This window comes from Geobacillus sp. Manikaran-105, assembly GCF_002809955.1.
GTDB classification, from domain to species: Bacteria; Bacillota; Bacilli; order Bacillales; family Anoxybacillaceae; genus Geobacillus; species Geobacillus thermophilus.
Genome location: NZ_PIJG01000002.1, coordinates 1 through 16,474 on the forward strand (window position 1 = coordinate 1; position 16,474 = coordinate 16,474).

Genomic DNA, 16,474 nt, shown 5'->3' on the forward strand with positions numbered 1-16,474 from the left:
CGGCGCCTTCGGTGCTTCCTTCCCCGCCGCTTTCGGCGCTTCGTTGGCCGGCGCCTTCGGTGCTTCCTTCCCCGCCGCTTTCGGCGCTTCGTTGGCCGGTGCGTCATTCGCCGGCGTTTTGCCTTCTGGAGCAACGGCGCCGAACTCTGTATCAATGTCGATCGAAACGAACGGTTTGGCTTCCGCGTATGGGTGCTCTTCTATTTTCGCTTTTTTCGGCGGCGCCTGCCATTTTGTTTCTTTTTTGACCGGCACTCCCGCCGTCGGCACTTTGATTTTCATTCCGGGCATAATCATATCCGGGTCGCTTACATGCCCATTTATTTTTTTCAATTGTTCAAAATCAACCCCATATTTTTGGGCTATTTTCCAAAGAGTATCTCCCTTCTGAACAATATGGATTTTCACTCCGCTCCCCCTCCTACACCGAGACTGTTTGCACTCTATCCGACCGATGCTTGTTTCCCGATATCGTCTTTCAACACAATGTATGACGATGAGCGCCCATTTATGATAAAAAAATCCCCGGCCGGACGGAAGCGATTCCGTCACGCCGGGTTGGGGAACTAGGCAAGAGCAAGCATGCGGTCAAGCGCCGCTTTCGCCTGACAGGCCACTTCGTTCGGAACGGTGATGCGGTTGACGACCACACCTTGTTCCAGTGATTCAAGCGCCCAAACGAAATGCGGCAAATCAATCCGATTCATCGTCAAACACGGACACATGTACGGATTTAAAGAAATAATCTCCTTATCCGGATGTTCGTTCTTTAACCGGTTGACCAAGTTCATTTCCGTCCCGATGGCCCATTGACTGCCGGGCGGGGCGTTGCGGATCATTTCGATAATATATTTCGTCGATCCGGCGTAATCCGCCTGCTGGACGACTTCCCAGCTGCATTCCGGGTGAACGATAATGTTCATTTCCGGTTTCGTCCTCCGAATTTGTTCGATTTGCCGGACGGTGAAGTTTTCATGCACCGAGCAATGCCCTTTCCAAAGGATGACTTTGACATTGTCAACCGGCCCGCTGCATTGCAGCGACTCTTCACGCGGATCCCAGACCGCCATCTCATCGAGACTGACGCCGAGCGCATAGGCGGTGTTTCTCCCTAAATGTTGATCCGGCAAAAAGAAAACCCGCTCTTTTTGCGAAAACGCCCATTTGACCATGTTTTTCGCGTTGGACGACGTCACCGTCGCCCCGCCTTGGCGGCCGACAAACGCTTTAATCGCCGCCGTCGAGTTGACATACACAAGCGGGATGATCGTTTCGCCAAATAAATCCGTGAGCGCTGTCCACGCCCGCTCGACTTGGAAAAGATCAGCCATATCGGCCATCGAACAGCCAGCGCGCATATCGGGCAAAATGACCACTTGTTCCTCTCTCGTCAAAATGTCGGCCGTTTCCGCCATAAAGTGGACGCCGCAAAATACGATATACTCCGCTTCATCGTTTTTTGCCGCCAGTTGGGCCAGTTGAAGCGAATCGCCGGTCGCATCGGCAAACTGGATGACTTCATCTTTTTGGTAGTGATGCCCAGGGATAAACAAGCGGCGGCCGAGCCGCTCTTTTATCGACCGAGCGCGGGCCTCGAGCTCGCTTTTTTCCATCGTTCTATAGCGCTCTGGCATGTCATCGAGCCGTTTTAGCTGCTCCAGTACGTTCATTATTTTCTCCCCCCGTCATTGTAAATCAAAACTAATGTCAAGCGCTCGAGCGGAATGGGTTAAAAATCCGAGCGAAATGTAGTCAACGCCGGTCGCGCCGTACGCTGCTACGTTGGCGAGCGTAATTCCCCCGGACGCTTCGGTGATGATCGGCTTTGGCACGAGCCGGACAAACGAACGCACTTCATCCGGCGTCCGGTTGTCAAACATAATGACGTCTGCCCCCGCTTCGACCGCCTCGAGCACTTCCGCTTCCGTTTCCGTTTCCACCTCGATTTTCACCATATGGCCGAGCCGCTCCCGCACCGCTTTGACCGCGTCGGCGATCGATCCGCAAAAGGCGATATGGTTGTCTTTGATCATGACGCCATCATACAAGCCAAAGCGATGGTTGTAGCCGCCCCCGCACGTGACGGCATACTTTTCAAGCATGCGCAGCCCGGGAGTTGTTTTCCTTGTGTCGCAAATGCGCGTATGACTGTCACCGAGCAAATCGACGGCTTGGCGCGTCACGGTGGCGATGCCGCTTAGGCGCTGAAGCAAATTCAAAATGACGCGCTCGCCGGACAACAGCGCTCTGACCGGGCCGGATGCAGCGGCGATCGCTTCGCCGGCTGCGACCCGCTCGCCGTCCCGTTTCATGATGGTTACTTCGACGCGCGGATCCAGCAGCTGATAGCCCGCCGCAATAATGCCGACGCCGGCCACCACCCCGTCCGCTTTGGCCATAAACATGCCTGATGCCCGTTCATGAGCCGGAAAAATCGTCTCGCTCGTCACATCGCCGTCGCCAATATCTTCAAGAAAAAACTGTCGCAACAGTTGTTCGAGCTTCAACCGGTTCATCTTTCATCCCTCCGTTTTCTTTGCCGCTTTACCTCCCAGCCCCAAGGCGGGCCCACTCTTCTTTCGTCCGCACGAGGCGCCGCCCCCGCCACTCCGGGCGTTCACGCGGAAAATCGCTCCGGTAATGGCCGCCGCGGCTTTCCGTGCGCCCAAGCGCTGATGAAGCGACAAGCCAGCCCACTAGCAACATATATCCTGTTTCAATCTCCTCTGCCGACAATCGTTCAAGGTCGCCATCCAGCCAATCCGGCAACGAAAACTGTTCCAACCAGTCGACCGCTTCGCGAAGCCGATCGCCGTTGCGGACGATGCCGACAAACGTTGACAGCTGTTCGCGGAGCAACGCCCGCTCTGGCAGCCGTGGTACAATCAAACGACGCGGGCTGGATGAATCCGCTCGGTGCACCGTTTCCGGCCACGCCGCTTGACGGCGGATGGCGCAGGCCGCACGGAATCCAAAGACGATCGCTTCAAGCAACGAGTTGCTCGCGAGCCGATTGGCGCCGTGCACGCCGGTGCATGCCGCTTCCCCGACAGCGTATAAACCGGGTACGGTCGTCTGCCCCCACTCATTGACGACGATGCCGCCCATGACAAAGTGGGCGCCCGGCACGACCGGAAGCCGGCCGGCTTCCCAATCGATCCCATGCGCTTCGCACAGCGCGGCAATCGTGGGAAAGCGGCGGCGAAAATGGGGGACAGCGGAAATATTCAAATAGACGCAGCCGCCGCGGTCAATCTCGGCAGCGATGGCGCGCGCGACGATATCGCGCGGCGCCAAATCGCCAAGCGGATGGACGCCGTCCATCACGCGCCGCCCGTCTTCCGTCTCTAACACCGCTCCCTCGCCGCGCACCGCCTCCGATACAAGCCCGACCGCTTTTCCCATGGCGGCCAACATCGTCGGATGAAACTGGATGAACTCCATATCCGCCACCGCCGCACCGGCGCGATACGCCATGGCAATGCCGTCGCCTGTTGCCGTTGGCGCATTCGAAGTAAACGTGTACAACCCCGCGCAGCCGCCGGACGCCAATACGACAGCGGACGCACGCCAGACCGAAACACGGCCGTCTTCCCGCTTCGTTTTCACCCCGACGCAACGGCCGTCTTCGATCAACAAGTCAATTACTTGTTCCCCCTCGACGATCGGCACACGGTCATTCAGCTGCTGAAGCAAAAACGAAACGAGCGCCTTTCCGGTTTGGTCGCCGCCGGCATGCAAAATGCGGCGGAAGCTGTGCCCGCCCTCAAGACCGACAGAAATCCGGCCTGATTCGTCGAGATCAAACGCCATGCCGGCGTTCATCCATTCCTGCAGCCGCTCCGGCCCCTCGCGGACGATGAGCTCAACCATTCGTTCATCGTTATGGAGACAACCGGCGGTCATTGTATCGTGAAAATGGCTGCGCCAACCATCTCCTTCCGCCAACGCCGCCGCCACCCCGCCTTGCGCCCGCCATGAGTTGCTGTCCGATCGGCCTTTCTTTGTGAAGATCATCACATTTTCATGCCGCGGCAAATAGTAAGCGACCGTTAACGCCGCCAGTCCGCTGCCGACAATCACAACGCCGCCTTCTCCCATGTTTGGACGCCCCTTTCTTTCCACCTGTCTTGACATCTATATTTACACATATTTAAACTAATGGCAAGAGGTTGGCTGAAAAAAATGAAGTGAGGCGGGAAACGATGATTTATTTGGACTACGCAGCGACTACACCGATGTGCCAAGAAGCCATTGCGGCCTACGCCGAAGCAGCAGCTGTTTATTTTGGCAACGAAAGCAGCCTGCATGACATCGGAACGAAAGCAAAACAACTGCTCACCTTATGCCGGCGCGAGTTGGCCGCCATGATCAACGGGGAAGCGGAAGGGGTGTATTTCACAAGCGGCGGCACGGAAGCGAACGTGCTCGCGGTCCGTTCGCTCGTCGCCGCCCGCCGGCAGAACGGAAATCATTTGATTACGACGGAAATCGAGCACGCCTCTCTCCATCATCTGTTCAAACAGTTGGAAACAGAGGGGTACCGTGTCACTTACTTGCCGGTCGACCGTTTTGGACGCATCCGTCTCGAAGATTTGGAGCGGGCGATCACGCCGCAGACGATTCTCGCTTCCATCCAGCACGCCAACTCGGAAATCGGCACCACCCAGCCGCTTGCCGACATCGGCCGCCTGCTGCGGGCGCGCGGCGTCCTTTTCCATAGCGATTGCGTCCAAACTTTTGCTAAAATACAGCTAGACGTCAAAGCCATGGCGATTGACAGCATCTCGGTGTCCGCCCATAAAGTGTACGGACCGAAAGGCGTCGGAGCGGTGTATATCGATCCGCGCCGCCATTGGAGTCCGGTGTTTCGGGGAGCGACGCATGAATCCGGCTTTCGCCCGGGAACGGTCAACGTGCCGGGCATCGCCGCCTTCATCACAGCCGCAAAGCAGCTGTACGATCGGATGGAAAGCGAGCAAGCGCACTTCGAACGGCTGCGCCGCCGGCTGCTTGACGCCATCACCGTCAAACAGCTGCCGATCACGGTCGAAGGCCATCCCGACTACCGGCTCGCCCACATTGTCGGTTTGACCGTTAACGGGTTGGACGGGCAGCTGGTGATGCTCGAATGCAACCGCGCCGGCATCGCCATTTCCACCGGCAGCGCCTGCCAGGTTGGACAGCAGGCGCCGTCGCGGACGATGCTCGCCGTCGGAAAAACGCCGGAAGAAGCGAAGCAGTTCGTCCGCATCTCCTTCGGCATGGCGACGACACAATCTGACATTGACGAACTCGTATCCACGCTCGAACAGATGATCTTGCCGCAAAAGGGGGGATGGACAGGATGAAGGAGGAAAAGAAAATTTTAGGGGAAGCAAGGCGCCAGCTCATTTTGCAGTGGCTGAAAGAAAGCGACACACCGCTTACCGGCGCCGAGTTGGCGGCGAAAACGAACGTCAGCCGCCAGGTGATCGTCCAAGACATTTCGCTGTTAAAGGCGCGCAACGAACCGATTATCGCGACAAGCCAAGGATATCTGTATTTAAAGCCGGCTGAGCCGGCCAAAACGTATACGCGAACGGTCGCCTGCTTCCATACGCCCGAGCGGACGAAAGAAGAGCTGTATTTGCTCGTGGACTGCGGCGTGACGGTGAAAGACGTCAAAATCGAACATCTGGTCTACGGCGACTTGACCGCGTCGATCATGGTCAGCAACCGCCTGGAAGTGGACCAGTTTATCGCCAAAATCGAAGCGACGAAATCGTCGTATTTGCTCCAGCTGACGGATGGGACGCATTTGCATACGCTTGAGGCCGACTCGCCGCTGAAACTGGATGCCGCCTGCCGCGCTTTGAAACAAGCCGGCTTTTTAATTGAAGCCTAAACGGAAACCGCATGCACGTAAAGAAAAAAAACGCGGACAGGAACACACCGTTCGCGTTTTTCACCTGTTTTAGGCAAAATAATATGGATAACTGCCCAACAGCTGCACCGTGCAGCCGAGCGCTTCGATTTCGGCGATCGCCCCCGGAATGAGCACCTCGTCGAGCGGCGCGTCGATATCAATGATGAAAAAGTAGTTTCCGAGACCTGTTTTCGCCGGACGCGACTCAATTTTCGTCAAGTTGAGCCGCCGCCAGGCAAACGCCGACAGCACCTGATGGAGCGCGCCAGGATGGTCTTGCGGCAACATCACAACGACAGTCGTTTTGTCGCCGGCATAAAGCGGCGAGTTGGGCGAAAGCGGCTCATTCCGCCGGCTGACAACGATGAAGCGCGTATGGTTGTAGTCATAGTCGTGAATATTCTCTTGGACGATCACCAGCCCATATTCGTTGGCAGCGAGCCGGTTGGCGATCGCGGCCGCCGGCAAGTGCGGGTGTTCGCTCACAAATTTGGCGGCAGCGCTCGTCGATGTCATCGGCACTTGACTGGCGCCTTTGAGCACCGTATGTAAAAATTTGCGGCATTGGGCGATGGCGTGTGCGTGCGAGTACACCTCTTTCACTTCGCGCCAGTGTGGGGCATGATACGGGTGCACAAGCAAATGCTGCTCGATTGGGACGACAATTTCGCCGATGATCGGCAGCGGCTGTTCATGAATCAAATAATCGAGCGTTAAGTTGACCGACCCTTCCAATGCATTCTCAAGCGGCACAACGGCCGCCTTAATTTCCCCAGCGGCGGCGGCGTCGATGCAGTCGGGAATCGTATTGTACGGCTCGCGCGGCTCCGACGGAAACAGCGCCGCGACCGCCGCTTCGGTAAACGTCGCCTTCGGTCCTAAATAGCCGATTTTCATTTCGTTTGCCTCTCCCTTGCTTTAATACACTCCTGAACCGACAATTTCCACTTTTTCGACAAATTCAAGCCTTCTCAACTTCCCCAACAGGTCATCGATGTCTTCATGCATATCGTTCGTACTGACGGAAAGCGTCACGTTCGCCCGCCCTTGCAGCGGGATCGTCTGGTGGATCGTCAACACGTTGCAGCCGGCCGCCGCCACGACGCCAAGCAGCTGTGACAGCGTGCCCGAGCGGTCTTCCAAATGGAAAAACAACGTCACGATATTTTCTTTCGTCACCGCCTGAAACGGAAAAATGGCGTCGCGGTATTTGTAAAAGACGCCGCGGCTGATGTTCGCAAGTTGCGCCGCCTCGGCGACCGAGGCGGCTTTTTTCCGCTCAAGCAGCTGCTTAGCCAGCACGACTTTTTTCATCGCTTCCGGCAGGACATCTTCGCGCACCAAGTAAAATTTTTTCTCCACCGCACCTTCCCCCGCTTTTTACCGTTCATCCCAGTCGTCGACAAACTCAAACTCGTAATCGAGCAGCCGGACGGTGTCGCCGTCTTGCGCCCCGCGCTCGCGCAGCGCATCGTCCACCCCCATGGCCCGCAGCTGGCGGGCGAAGCGGCGCACCGATTCTTCACGCGAGAAATCGGTCATTTTCAACAGCTTTTCGATTTTATCGCCAGATAGAATAAACGCTCCGTCGCTGCCGCGGGTGATCGTAAACGGCGGCTTCTCTTTCTCATACTTATAGACGACACGCTGCACAGCCGGCTCTTCCGGTTCATGGAGCGGGAACTCCGGCGTTGTTTCCAATAAATCCGCAATGGCAAACAAAAGCTCGCGCACCCCTTGCCTTGTCGCGGCTGAAATTGGAAAGACCGGCACCGCCTCGCCGACTTTCTCTTTGAAGCGGCGCAAGTTTTCTTCGGCACCTGGCATGTCCATTTTATTGGCGGCGACAATTTGCGGCCGTTCCGTCAAACGCAAGTTGTATTGCTTCAGCTCCTCGTTGATGACGACGTAATCATCATACGGGTCGCGTCCTTCCACCGCCGCCATGTCGATGACATGGACGATGACGCGTGTCCGTTCAATATGGCGCAAAAACTGATGCCCAAGCCCCACCCCTTGATGGGCGCCTTCAATCAGCCCCGGCAAGTCGGCCATGACAAAGCTGCGGCCGTCTTCTGTTTCGACAACGCCTAGGTTGGGCACAAGCGTTGTAAAATGATATTCCGCGATTTTCGGCCGCGCGGCGGAAACAACCGACAGCAACGTCGATTTGCCGACGCTTGGGAAGCCAACAAGCCCGACATCGGCAAGCAGCTTCAATTCCAAAATGACGTTTCGCTCTTCGCCCGGCTCGCCGTTTTCGGCGATTTCCGGCGCCGGATTGGCCGCAGTCGCGAACCGGGTGTTGCCGCGCCCGCCGCGCCCGCCTCTGGCGACGACAAACCGCTGTCCGGCTTCCGTCAAATCGGCGAGCACCTCATTTGTATCGGCATCGATAACGACCGTCCCAGGCGGCACTTTGACGAGCAGGTCTTCCGCGTTTTTCCCATGCTGGTTTTTCGACATGCCGTTTTCGCCACGCGGCGCTTTAAAATGGCGCTGGTAGCGAAAATCCATTAGCGTTCGCAGCCCTTCGTCCACGACGAAGACGACGTCGCCGCCCTTGCCGCCGTCCCCGCCGGCCGGACCGCCTTTCGGGACGTATTTTTCCCGGCGGAACGCGACCATGCCGTTGCCGCCGTCCCCGCCTTTTACATAAATTTTCACTTGATCGACAAACATGGCTGTTCCTCCGATTCGCTTCCATCATGACAAAATGAGTGTAGCTAATATTTATTATTGTATACAGAGCCAATTCAATGCTGTCAATATGTGCTTACCAATAAGGCGACCCGGAGCCGAGCGGCAGCTCGAGCTCCACCGTCAATTCGTCCGCCCCGACAGCAAACGACACGAGCCGAAGCGGTGCTGATGGCTCACAGCGCTCGAGGCAGGCGCGAATGGCATCACCATCCCGCCATGCGCCGCGGCCGTCAAAAAAGAGCCCCACCCGCCCATCCGCAATCTCAATCGTCACGCATAAATGGTTTTCCGCCTGCTCATCGGCCTGCGCCTCAAGCAGACGAAAAAACCGGCGGCACCATTCGCTCAATTGTTCGTCATACGGCGACAAATCAGCCTCGCCGCCGACAATTTCATACTCAAGAAAAATCGGGTGCGGCTCCCAGTTGTACGTCATCATCAGCTCAGCAAACCGTTCGGCCTTTAAGTTCGTTAACCGCGTTTCCTGCTGCGCTTCGCCGATAATGCCGTTGATGATTTCTTGCACCCGCTCCACTTTATTGAGCGCCAAATGGCCTTTAATGAGCTGGATTTTGTTCAGCCAGTCATGGCGGGCATGGCGCATCACTTCGACGACAGTCCATCGCTTTTCCATGCAACGCTCCCCTATTCAATGCAGCGCAGCTTCCCGCGCCGCCTGTTGTTTCCTTCTCCCTTTTTAGAGAGGACAGTTTACTTTTACTATAGCATTTTCTGACAGCGAACGGGAGCGGTTTTTCGAGGGGAAAAAGAAAAACTCTAACCGCCACGGTTAGAGTTTTTCGAAACAATATTACGCTTCTTGACTGACCGGATAGACGCTCACGCGTTTGCGGTCGCGGCCGAGCCGTTCAAAACGGACGATGCCGTCGATTTTGGCGTACAGCGTGTCATCGCCGCCACGGCCGACGTTCAAGCCCGGATGGACTTTCGTTCCGCGTTGGCGGTACAAAATCGAGCCGCCCGTGACGAATTGGCCGTCAGCGCGTTTCGCGCCAAGGCGTTTCGCGATCGAGTCGCGGCCGTTTTTCGTCGAACCGACCCCTTTTTTCGAAGCGAAAAATTGCAAATCGAGTCTCAGCATGGCAGTCACCTCCTGCTACTTCCATGTTACACGGATGAATTTTCCGTAATCGCGTTCGATCGTCTTCAGCGAGACGACCATCGCTTTGAGCAAAAGCTGCACTTTTTCTGCCGTCGCTGCTTCTTCCAGCTCCGGAAGCTCACAGCGAAGATAGCCGCCGTCTTGGCCGAGCGACACATTCGGGCGGACGCCGGTGAGCTCCTCAATGGCGTTGATCGTGCCGAACGAAACCGCCGAAGCACCGGCGCATACAATGTCCTCTCCGCGTTTCGCAAAATGGGCATGCCCTTCCATCGTAAACGCGCGAATGCAACCGTCCGCCTCCCGTTCAATCGTGACGCGAATCATCTTATGCGTTGATTTTTTCGATCACGACTTTGGTGTACGGCTGACGGTGGCCTTGTTTGCGGCGATAGTTCTTTTTCGCTTTATATTTGAAGACGATGATTTTCTTTTGCCGGCCATGTTTTTGCACTTTCGCCGTCACGGTTGCGCCTTCGACCGTCGGGTTTCCGATTTTCACCGTTTCCCCGCCGATGAACAACACTTTGTCAAACGTGACCGTATCGCCTTCATTGGCATCCAATTTTTCAATGTAAATTTCTTGGCCTTCTTCCACTTTCAATTGTTTGCCGCCAGTTTCGATAATTGCGTACATGCATCGCACCTCCTTCATAATACTCAGACTCGCCAGCGTCAAGGCGGTTCCGGATGGAACGCTTCACAACCCGCGCTGAGCGGTTGTAGTACGGGTGCGTCTTTTTGCGACAGCCGCCCTCTTTTGTCCTTTCCGAAAGGGACAAAAAGTCTACAACGTCATTTATAGTAACATAGAAACAGCCCATCGTCAACCACTATTTTCCCCACAAAAGCCAACAAAAAAGCGGCGGTCGCCGCTTTAATAAATGAGTGCACCTAGCGGCGCATCGGTCCGCTTTTCCGCAAAAAACGCATGCAGCAGCTCATTTTCATCGAGCGTCATCCGCTCGCCGCTCCCGCCAGTGACCACGATCGCATGCTTTTGTCCACGGTAAAAGCGGTGCAGCACGGCCGAGATGCGCTCCTCGGCGGAGGCGGTGATCGTCTGCAGCCTTGTATAGTCGCCTTTTTTTCCGTAATACCGTTCAAGCAAAAAGCGCATCACGATATACGGATGCTGCTTCCACTCCTGCCAGACGGCATGCGCCAAAAAAGTGGCGATCACCCACAACTCCAACTGGCGCGGCGCCGCGACGAGCAAAAGGATCACGCCGGCAACGAGCACCGCCGCTGAGATGGCGACCATATTCCGGTGCGCCTCACTGAACGGGCGGCGATACGAAAGCAGCAAAAACAACAGTTTGCCGCCATCAAGCGGCCAAACCGGCAGCAGGTTCAGCCCGAAGACAGCAACGTTATAGCGAAAAAACAATTCCCAGCTCCCGTCATCCATCCAACCGGCCTTCCAGAAAAAAAACGCTGCGGCCCCGAGCCAAAGATGCTGCGCCGGCCCGGCGAGCGTCACGATCCACTCCTCGCGAAACGGCCGGTTTCCATGCTCTTCCACTTCCGCTACCCCGCCAAACGGCAGCAGCAAAATCCGTTTCACCCGCCACGAAAAAAACGCCGCGGCCGCCGCATGGCCGAGCTCATGAACAAGGACGATAAAAAACAACAAACAAAGCTGCTTAAAATGGGCGGTCAGCACCGCCATGCCGCCGATCAGCCATAACAACGGATGAACGTGCAGTTTGCCAAGCAGCCCGATATACTTATTCAAAGGAGATCACCTGGATGGGGTCAATAAATTTATCTCTCTGCTTAATGGCAAAATAAAACAGCCCTTTTTGGTTATCCGTTTCGCTCGCTTGGACGGTGCCGATCTCTTTTCCCATTTCGACAAAATCGTATAGTTTCACCGATATCGTCCCTAAATGGCCATACCACGTCTCGCTGCCGTCGGCATGCTGAATGACGACTGTTTTCCCGAGATTCTCTTTCATGCCGGCAAAGGTGACGATCCCTTCTTTCATCGCTTCCACACTTTCGCCGTTTGCGGTTTCAATCATCACCCCTTGGCCGTTTTTTTCAAAGCTCTCCAGCACGCGGCCGGATGCGGGCACCGCGTATGATGAGGCAGTTTTTGTTTCTTGTTCTTTTTTCGGTGCAAAAAAGGCGAGCGGCTCGCCAAACGTTTGTTCATACCAAGCCGAGACAGCGGCGAACTGAAATTCCGTCTCCATCGTCCGAGCGACAAACTGCCGGGCCGGCTCGAGCGAAGTGGACGGATGTTTGAACAAAATGGCGGTGACGAGCACAAGGCAAGCGGCGATGAGCGTTTGAAAAAGAAACCACTCTTTGCGGAACAGCGGGTGCGGCCCCGATTCAAACGAATAGCGGTCGTACGTAACGACCGGCATCCCGTACCGCTCTTCATCCGCCATCCCCCACTCCGGTTCCCTTCGTTCCCGCACCTGGTAACGGCGCTCTTTCCGCCGCTGTTCAATCCGTTTTTTCATCTCCCGAACGCGTCGGTCCATACGTCCCCCCTCCACCTTTCTAACAACGTTTGTACTAGTTTATGAGACAACCCGTTTGAATATGAGCAGGCGTTTTTCGCGGCGCTGAATCTGCCCATCGGTGCAGACGTGATCAGCCGCGGCGGCGAAAAATGATGGTTTGCGACTCAAAAGGCGGTGAAAAGCAGGCTTTTCGCACAGCTTGGCGGCGCTTGGCACAGACGAGGGGCAAAACAAAAAGGGCAATTTCCCTACCGGAATTGCCCTCATTCCTCTATTTCAGGCTAAATATTTTTCGAATCTTTGAGAACAACCCTTTCTCCTCTTCCTCAAGCGGCGGCAGCGGCACCGATTCGCCGAGGATGCGGCGGGCGATGTTGCGGTAAGCGATCGACGCCTTGCTGTTAGGGTCGAGCACGATCGGTTCGCCGCGGTTCGACGCTTTGATCACGTTTTCATCGTCGACAATAATGCCGAGCAGCTCGATCGACAAATGCATGACGATTTCATCGACATCGAGCATATCTCCGTTTTTCATCATATGGCTGCGAATGCGGTTGATGATCAAGCGCGGCGGCTTGACGTGCTCTTCCGCTTCAAGCAAGCCGATGATGCGGTCGGCGTCGCGGACGGCCGACACTTCCGGCGTCGTGACGACGATCGCCTCATCCGCGCCGGCGACGGCGTTGCGGTATCCTTGCTCAATGCCAGCCGGACAGTCGATGAGCACATAGTCGTATTCTTGCTTCAGCTGCTCGATCAGCTCTTTCATCTGCCCCGGATTGACCGCCGATTTATCGCTCGTTTGCGCAGCCGGCAGCAAATACAAGTGGTTCTCGAACCGCTTATCTTTGACAAGCGCCTTTTGCACGGTGCAGCGCCCTTCGACGACATCGACTAAGTCGTAAATAATGCGGTTTTCAAGCCCCAGCACAACATCAAGGTTGCGCAGCCCGATGTCCGTATCGACCAGGCACACCCGCTTCCCCAAAATGGCAAGGGCCGTCCCAAGGTTCGCGGTCGTCGTCGTTTTGCCGACGCCGCCTTTCCCGGAAGTGATGACGATCGCTTCTCCCACGGTCACATTCTCCTTTCTAAGCGCGTCAAATTCGGCCGCAAATGCATGAGCAGCTGCAAGCGGTCGACAACAATCTGGTTATGTTCATCAACATAAGCGCATTCCATTTCATTTCCTTCGTCCGTTTTGTAGTCGGGAGCGCGGTTCATCACATCGCCGATGCGCAGCTGCATCGGCTTCATCACCGACGCGGCGATGACAGCTTCTTTGTTCCCGCTATACCCAGCATGAGCGATGCCGCGCAAAGCGCCGAGGATGAAAATGTTCCCCCCGGCGATGACTGTTCCGCCAGGGTTGACGTCGCCGATCAGCAGCAAATCCCCTTCGACATGAAGCACTTGCCCGGAACGGACGATGCGCGGGACAGCCGAAATTTTCATTTTTTGCACCCATTCGAGCGCTTCCGCTTTCGATATGACATTGCTTTCGATTGAATCGACGACCAAGTTTTTGGAACGGCGGATGAGCGCGCGCAGCTCCTCTTCTTGTTCGGGCGTCAAGTAACGATTCCCGACTTTGAGATGCACGGAGACGAGCGGACTGTTTGGCGCAACGCCGGCGCGTTTGATGAGCCGCTCTTCGATTTCTTTCAACAAGTCCTCGTACGAACAGCGGTCATCCAACTGCAGCGTCAGCCCGTCTTTCGTCCCTTTAATCGTCACGTACTGCTGCTTTTGCTTTGCCACAACGTTCACCCCAACGAATAATTCTACAAAACGGGCTGTTTTTCCTCTTTTATTCTTCCTGCTCCGACCGGCGAATTTTTGCCATCCACCGTTCAAGCGGGTGCAAAAAGACGAGCAAAAACACGGCGTTTAACAGCAGCGTTGGCCATAAGCGGCGCCCCCAAAAGACGGCAAACGGCCAATCCGTCCGTCCGATCAACAGCTGGATGCCGTACACATAACTGTCAAGCACCGCGACAGCCAACAACGACAACAAAAAAAGAACGAGCCAGTTCTGGTGAAACCATCTCATCACTTTGCCCGCTCCATAGGCGATGAGCGCATAGGCAAACGCGTAAACGCCGAGCAGCTCCGTATAGACGCAATCATACAGAAACCCGAAAACAACCCCGTATCCCATCGCCCGCGTTCCGCCGAAGTGCACAGCCATCAGCACCAAAAAAATGAGAAAAAAGCGGGGAACAAAAAAATACCGGATGTATACATCGCCTTTCGGCCATACATCAACCAAAATGCTTTCACTGACAAAACATAACACCGCAAGGAAAGGGAGACGCCACTTGTTCACTTTGCCTCCTCCTCTTCTTGCAGTGTTGCATCGATCGTCCGTTTCACAATCATAACGTCGTCCACATCGTACAAGTTGGCAAACGGCTTGACATAGATGACTTGCGTCAGCCCGTACTGATCCGGTTTGACTTCCGTCACTTCACCGATCGGCAATCCCTTTGGAAACACGCCGCCGAGGCCGGAAGTCAATACTTTTTGCTTCTCCTTCACTTTGGCGTCAATTGGAATTTCGCCAAGGATCAGTTCGCGTCGTTTGCTGTCATACCCTTCAATTAAGCCGAATACATTTTCGTTTCCTTGGACATACGCGGAAATGCGGTTGTTTTGGTCAAGCGCGCTCAACAGCTGGACGGTGGATGTGAATTGGGAAGCATGCTGCACTTTGCCGACAAGTCCAGCCGGGGTAATGACGGCCATATCTTTTTTCACCCCGTGTTGCGCACCTTTGTTGACGATCACCGTCTCCCGCCAACGGTCTGGATTCCGTCCGATCACGGTCGCTTGAATGGGGATAAAATCGCGCAAACTCTCTTTTTTATCGAGAAGCGCCCGCAACCGTTCGTTTTCCTGGCGCAGCGACTCCACTTCGGCCTGCAGCGCCGCATACTCCTCAAGCCTCGCCTTCAGCAATTGATTTTCCTCATATGTATGGCGAAGGTCGCTCACATTTTCAAGGAAGCCCGCGACCACTTGCGCAGGCTTCCCGAACAGAAGCTGGACAAAGCCAACCGTGTCTTTCACAAACTGCTCCGGCCACGTCAGTTGCTCGCGGCTGCGCAGCGAAAACCCGATCAACATGACGAGAATGACGATGCTGACAAGCAAAAAAATGAGGCGCTTATTTCCGAAAAACTGTGGCATGCGTCGGCACCTTCTTGCTGTCAGCGATGGTCTATCGCCTTGTTTTTGAACAAGTCGATGTGGTCGAGCGCTTTTCCTGTGCCGATGGCCACGCAGTCGAGCGGATTTTCGGCGACGATGACCGGCATATCCGTTTCTTGGCTGATGACCTTGTCCAAATTGCGCAACAAAGCTCCGCCGCCCGTCAGGACGATGCCGCGGTCCATAATGTCGGCCGCTAGCTCCGGCGGCGTTTTTTCAAGCGTGTTTTTCACGGATTCCACAATGGCATAAACCGTGTCGCGAAGCGCCTCAGCCACTTCCTCGGCGCTGATTTCGATCGTTTTCGGCAAGCCCGTCAATAAATCGCGGCCGCGAATTTCCATGTTTCCGATTCCTTCCGGATTTCCGGCTGAACCGATTTCCATTTTAATCGCCTCGGCTGTCCGTTCGCCGATCATGAGGTTATACGACTTGCGAATGTATTGGATGATCGCTTCATCCATTTCATCACCGGCAATGCGGATCGACTGGCTCGTCACGATGCCGCCGAGCGAAATGACCGCCACTTCGGTCGTGCCACCGCCGATGTCGACGACCATGCTGCCAGTCGGCTCCCATACCGGCAAGTTAGCGCCGATTGCAGCCGCAAACGGCTCTTCAATCGTATAGGCGTCGCGCGCTCCGGCCTGGCGCGTCGCATCGATGACCGCCCGCTCCTCGACCGCTGTAATGCCATACGGCACACATACCATCACATACGGCTTGCCGGCAAACAATCCCTTCGTCTTGATGGCTTTGCGAATATAATATTTCATCATCGTCGCTGTCGTCTCATAATCGGCGATGACGCCGTCTTTCATCGGCCGCAGCGCCACGATGTTGCCGGGCGTGCGCCCGATCATGTTTTTCGCCTCGTTGCCGACCGCAACAATTTGCTTCGTGTCGCGCTGAATGGCGACGACGGACGGCTCGCGCAAGACGATCCCTTTTCCTTTGACATAAACAAGCGTGTTCGCTGTCCCTAAATCGATCCCAAGATCTTTCGTTCCAATCCCAAACATATCGTTGATCTTCCTTTCCGAAACG

General features: G+C 55.5%; 20 protein-coding genes and 1 other annotated feature. Of the genes, 2 read left to right on the forward strand and 18 right to left on the reverse strand.

Translation table 11 applies throughout. The features are described from left to right. From safA to nadB, 4 genes are all read right to left on the reverse strand, one after another. Positions 1-408, reverse strand: a 408-nt coding sequence (safA, locus tag CV945_RS00960; RefSeq protein WP_157807501.1) for a SafA/ExsA family spore coat assembly protein, incomplete at its 3' end; no start/stop codon positions are given. 158 nt (positions 409-566) lie between these two features. Continuing rightward, on the reverse strand, positions 567-1,670 hold the full coding sequence (gene nadA / locus CV945_RS00965; protein WP_047818800.1) for a quinolinate synthase NadA: 1,104 nt from the start codon (positions 1,668-1,670) through the stop codon (positions 567-569). 15 nt (positions 1,671-1,685) lie between these two features. Next, positions 1,686-2,516 (reverse strand): carboxylating nicotinate-nucleotide diphosphorylase, encoded by an 831-nt coding sequence (nadC, locus tag CV945_RS00970; RefSeq protein ID WP_044744807.1) that lies wholly within the window; start codon positions 2,514-2,516, stop codon positions 1,686-1,688. Between the two features lie 28 nt (positions 2,517-2,544). After that, on the reverse strand, positions 2,545-4,101 hold the full coding sequence (gene nadB, locus CV945_RS00975; RefSeq protein ID WP_044744808.1) for an L-aspartate oxidase: 1,557 nt from the start codon (positions 4,099-4,101) through the stop codon (positions 2,545-2,547). 104 nt (positions 4,102-4,205) lie between these two features. Between nadB and CV945_RS00980 the strand changes: the two genes are divergently transcribed. Next, complete coding sequence (locus CV945_RS00980; protein WP_047819372.1) at positions 4,206-5,351, forward strand: IscS subfamily cysteine desulfurase; 1,146 nt, start codon at positions 4,206-4,208, stop codon at positions 5,349-5,351. Then, the gene (locus CV945_RS00985; protein ID WP_100658941.1) at positions 5,348-5,887 is read left to right on the forward strand and encodes a transcription repressor NadR; all 540 of its coding nucleotides are present in this window, start codon (positions 5,348-5,350) and stop codon (positions 5,885-5,887) included. Before CV945_RS00980 ends, CV945_RS00985 begins: the two co-directional genes overlap by 4 nt. A 69-nt stretch (positions 5,888-5,956) precedes the next feature. On the opposite strand, the gene pheA is transcribed toward CV945_RS00985, so the two are convergent. The 14 genes from pheA to CV945_RS01055 all read right to left on the reverse strand — a co-directional run bounded on the left by pheA (position 5,957) and on the right by CV945_RS01055 (position 16,449). Further along, positions 5,957-6,805 (reverse strand): prephenate dehydratase, encoded by an 849-nt coding sequence (gene pheA / locus CV945_RS00990; protein ID WP_033010956.1) that lies wholly within the window; start codon positions 6,803-6,805, stop codon positions 5,957-5,959. 21 nt (positions 6,806-6,826) lie between these two features. Continuing rightward, positions 6,827-7,270 carry an ACT domain-containing protein gene (locus CV945_RS00995; protein ID WP_033010955.1) on the reverse strand — a complete coding sequence of 148 codons (444 nt, stop codon included), beginning with the start codon at positions 7,268-7,270 and terminating at the stop codon, positions 6,827-6,829. 18 nt (positions 7,271-7,288) lie between these two features. Further along, entirely contained in the window at positions 7,289-8,590 is a 1,302-nt protein-coding gene (obgE, locus tag CV945_RS01000; RefSeq protein ID WP_033014266.1) for a GTPase ObgE, read from the reverse strand. A 94-nt stretch (positions 8,591-8,684) separates the two neighbouring features. Beyond that, complete coding sequence (locus tag CV945_RS01005; RefSeq protein WP_033010953.1) at positions 8,685-9,245, reverse strand: sporulation initiation phosphotransferase B; 561 nt, start codon at positions 9,243-9,245, stop codon at positions 8,685-8,687. A 177-nt stretch (positions 9,246-9,422) separates the two neighbouring features. Continuing rightward, complete coding sequence (gene rpmA, locus CV945_RS01010; protein ID WP_008881065.1) at positions 9,423-9,713, reverse strand: 50S ribosomal protein L27; 291 nt, start codon at positions 9,711-9,713, stop codon at positions 9,423-9,425. Between the two features lie 15 nt (positions 9,714-9,728). Further along, positions 9,729-10,061 (reverse strand): ribosomal-processing cysteine protease Prp, encoded by a 333-nt coding sequence (locus CV945_RS01015; RefSeq protein WP_033010951.1) that lies wholly within the window; start codon positions 10,059-10,061, stop codon positions 9,729-9,731. Between the two features lies 1 nt (position 10,062). Beyond that, entirely contained in the window at positions 10,063-10,371 is a 309-nt protein-coding gene (gene rplU / locus CV945_RS01020; protein ID WP_033010949.1) for a 50S ribosomal protein L21, read from the reverse strand. A gap of 15 nt (positions 10,372-10,386) precedes the next feature. After that, positions 10,387-10,466, reverse strand: a sequence feature (ribosomal protein L21 leader region). 145 nt (positions 10,467-10,611) lie between these two features. Continuing rightward, positions 10,612-11,472, reverse strand: coding sequence for a M50 family metallopeptidase (locus tag CV945_RS01025; RefSeq protein WP_100658942.1), 861 nt, complete (start codon positions 11,470-11,472; stop codon positions 10,612-10,614). After that, positions 11,465-12,232 carry a M23 family metallopeptidase gene (locus CV945_RS01030; protein WP_100658943.1) on the reverse strand — a complete coding sequence of 256 codons (768 nt, stop codon included), beginning with the start codon at positions 12,230-12,232 and terminating at the stop codon, positions 11,465-11,467. The genes CV945_RS01025 and CV945_RS01030 overlap by 8 nt, the downstream gene beginning before the upstream one ends. Positions 12,233-12,485: 253 nt before the next feature. After that, positions 12,486-13,289 carry a septum site-determining protein MinD gene (minD, locus tag CV945_RS01035; RefSeq protein WP_095859726.1) on the reverse strand — a complete coding sequence of 268 codons (804 nt, stop codon included), beginning with the start codon at positions 13,287-13,289 and terminating at the stop codon, positions 12,486-12,488. A 2-nt stretch (positions 13,290-13,291) separates the two neighbouring features. Further along, entirely contained in the window at positions 13,292-13,984 is a 693-nt protein-coding gene (gene minC / locus CV945_RS01040; RefSeq protein ID WP_033010588.1) for a septum site-determining protein MinC, read from the reverse strand. Positions 13,985-14,024: 40 nt separating this feature from the next. Beyond that, the gene (mreD, locus tag CV945_RS01045; protein ID WP_049624755.1) at positions 14,025-14,543 is read right to left on the reverse strand and encodes a rod shape-determining protein MreD; all 519 of its coding nucleotides are present in this window, start codon (positions 14,541-14,543) and stop codon (positions 14,025-14,027) included. Then, positions 14,540-15,406 (reverse strand): rod shape-determining protein MreC, encoded by an 867-nt coding sequence (mreC, locus tag CV945_RS01050; RefSeq protein ID WP_033010591.1) that lies wholly within the window; start codon positions 15,404-15,406, stop codon positions 14,540-14,542. The genes mreD and mreC overlap by 4 nt, the downstream gene beginning before the upstream one ends. 20 nt (positions 15,407-15,426) lie before the next feature. Beyond that, on the reverse strand, positions 15,427-16,449 hold the full coding sequence (locus tag CV945_RS01055) for a rod shape-determining protein (protein ID WP_100658944.1): 1,023 nt from the start codon (positions 16,447-16,449) through the stop codon (positions 15,427-15,429). Positions 16,450-16,474: the final 25 nt, after the last annotated feature.

What these genes read in the sequence shown, in the direction of transcription:
- nadA (WP_047818800.1), bottom strand. Translation starts at nt 1,670, where the DNA reads ATGAACGTACTGGAGCAGCTAAAACGGCTCGATGACATGCCAGAGCGC.
- nadC (WP_044744807.1), bottom strand. Translation starts at nt 2,516, where the DNA reads ATGAACCGGTTGAAGCTCGAACAACTGTTGCGACAGTTTTTTCTTGAA.
- nadB (WP_044744808.1), bottom strand. Translation starts at nt 4,101, where the DNA reads ATGGGAGAAGGCGGCGTTGTGATTGTCGGCAGCGGACTGGCGGCGTTA.
- CV945_RS00980 (WP_047819372.1), top strand. Translation starts at nt 4,206, where the DNA reads ATGATTTATTTGGACTACGCAGCGACTACACCGATGTGCCAAGAAGCC.
- CV945_RS00985 (WP_100658941.1), top strand. Translation starts at nt 5,348, where the DNA reads ATGAAGGAGGAAAAGAAAATTTTAGGGGAAGCAAGGCGCCAGCTCATT.
- pheA (WP_033010956.1), bottom strand. Translation starts at nt 6,805, where the DNA reads ATGAAAATCGGCTATTTAGGACCGAAGGCGACGTTTACCGAAGCGGCG.
- obgE (WP_033014266.1), bottom strand. Translation starts at nt 8,590, where the DNA reads ATGTTTGTCGATCAAGTGAAAATTTATGTAAAAGGCGGGGACGGCGGC.
- CV945_RS01005 (WP_033010953.1), bottom strand. Translation starts at nt 9,245, where the DNA reads ATGGAAAAGCGATGGACTGTCGTCGAAGTGATGCGCCATGCCCGCCAT.
- rpmA (WP_008881065.1), bottom strand. Translation starts at nt 9,713, where the DNA reads ATGCTGAGACTCGATTTGCAATTTTTCGCTTCGAAAAAAGGGGTCGGT.
- CV945_RS01015 (WP_033010951.1), bottom strand. Translation starts at nt 10,061, where the DNA reads ATGATTCGCGTCACGATTGAACGGGAGGCGGACGGTTGCATTCGCGCG.
- rplU (WP_033010949.1), bottom strand. Translation starts at nt 10,371, where the DNA reads ATGTACGCAATTATCGAAACTGGCGGCAAACAATTGAAAGTGGAAGAA.
- CV945_RS01030 (WP_100658943.1), bottom strand. Translation starts at nt 12,232, where the DNA reads ATGGACCGACGCGTTCGGGAGATGAAAAAACGGATTGAACAGCGGCGG.
- mreC (WP_033010591.1), bottom strand. Translation starts at nt 15,406, where the DNA reads ATGCCACAGTTTTTCGGAAATAAGCGCCTCATTTTTTTGCTTGTCAGC.
- CV945_RS01055 (WP_100658944.1), bottom strand. Translation starts at nt 16,449, where the DNA reads ATGTTTGGGATTGGAACGAAAGATCTTGGGATCGATTTAGGGACAGCG.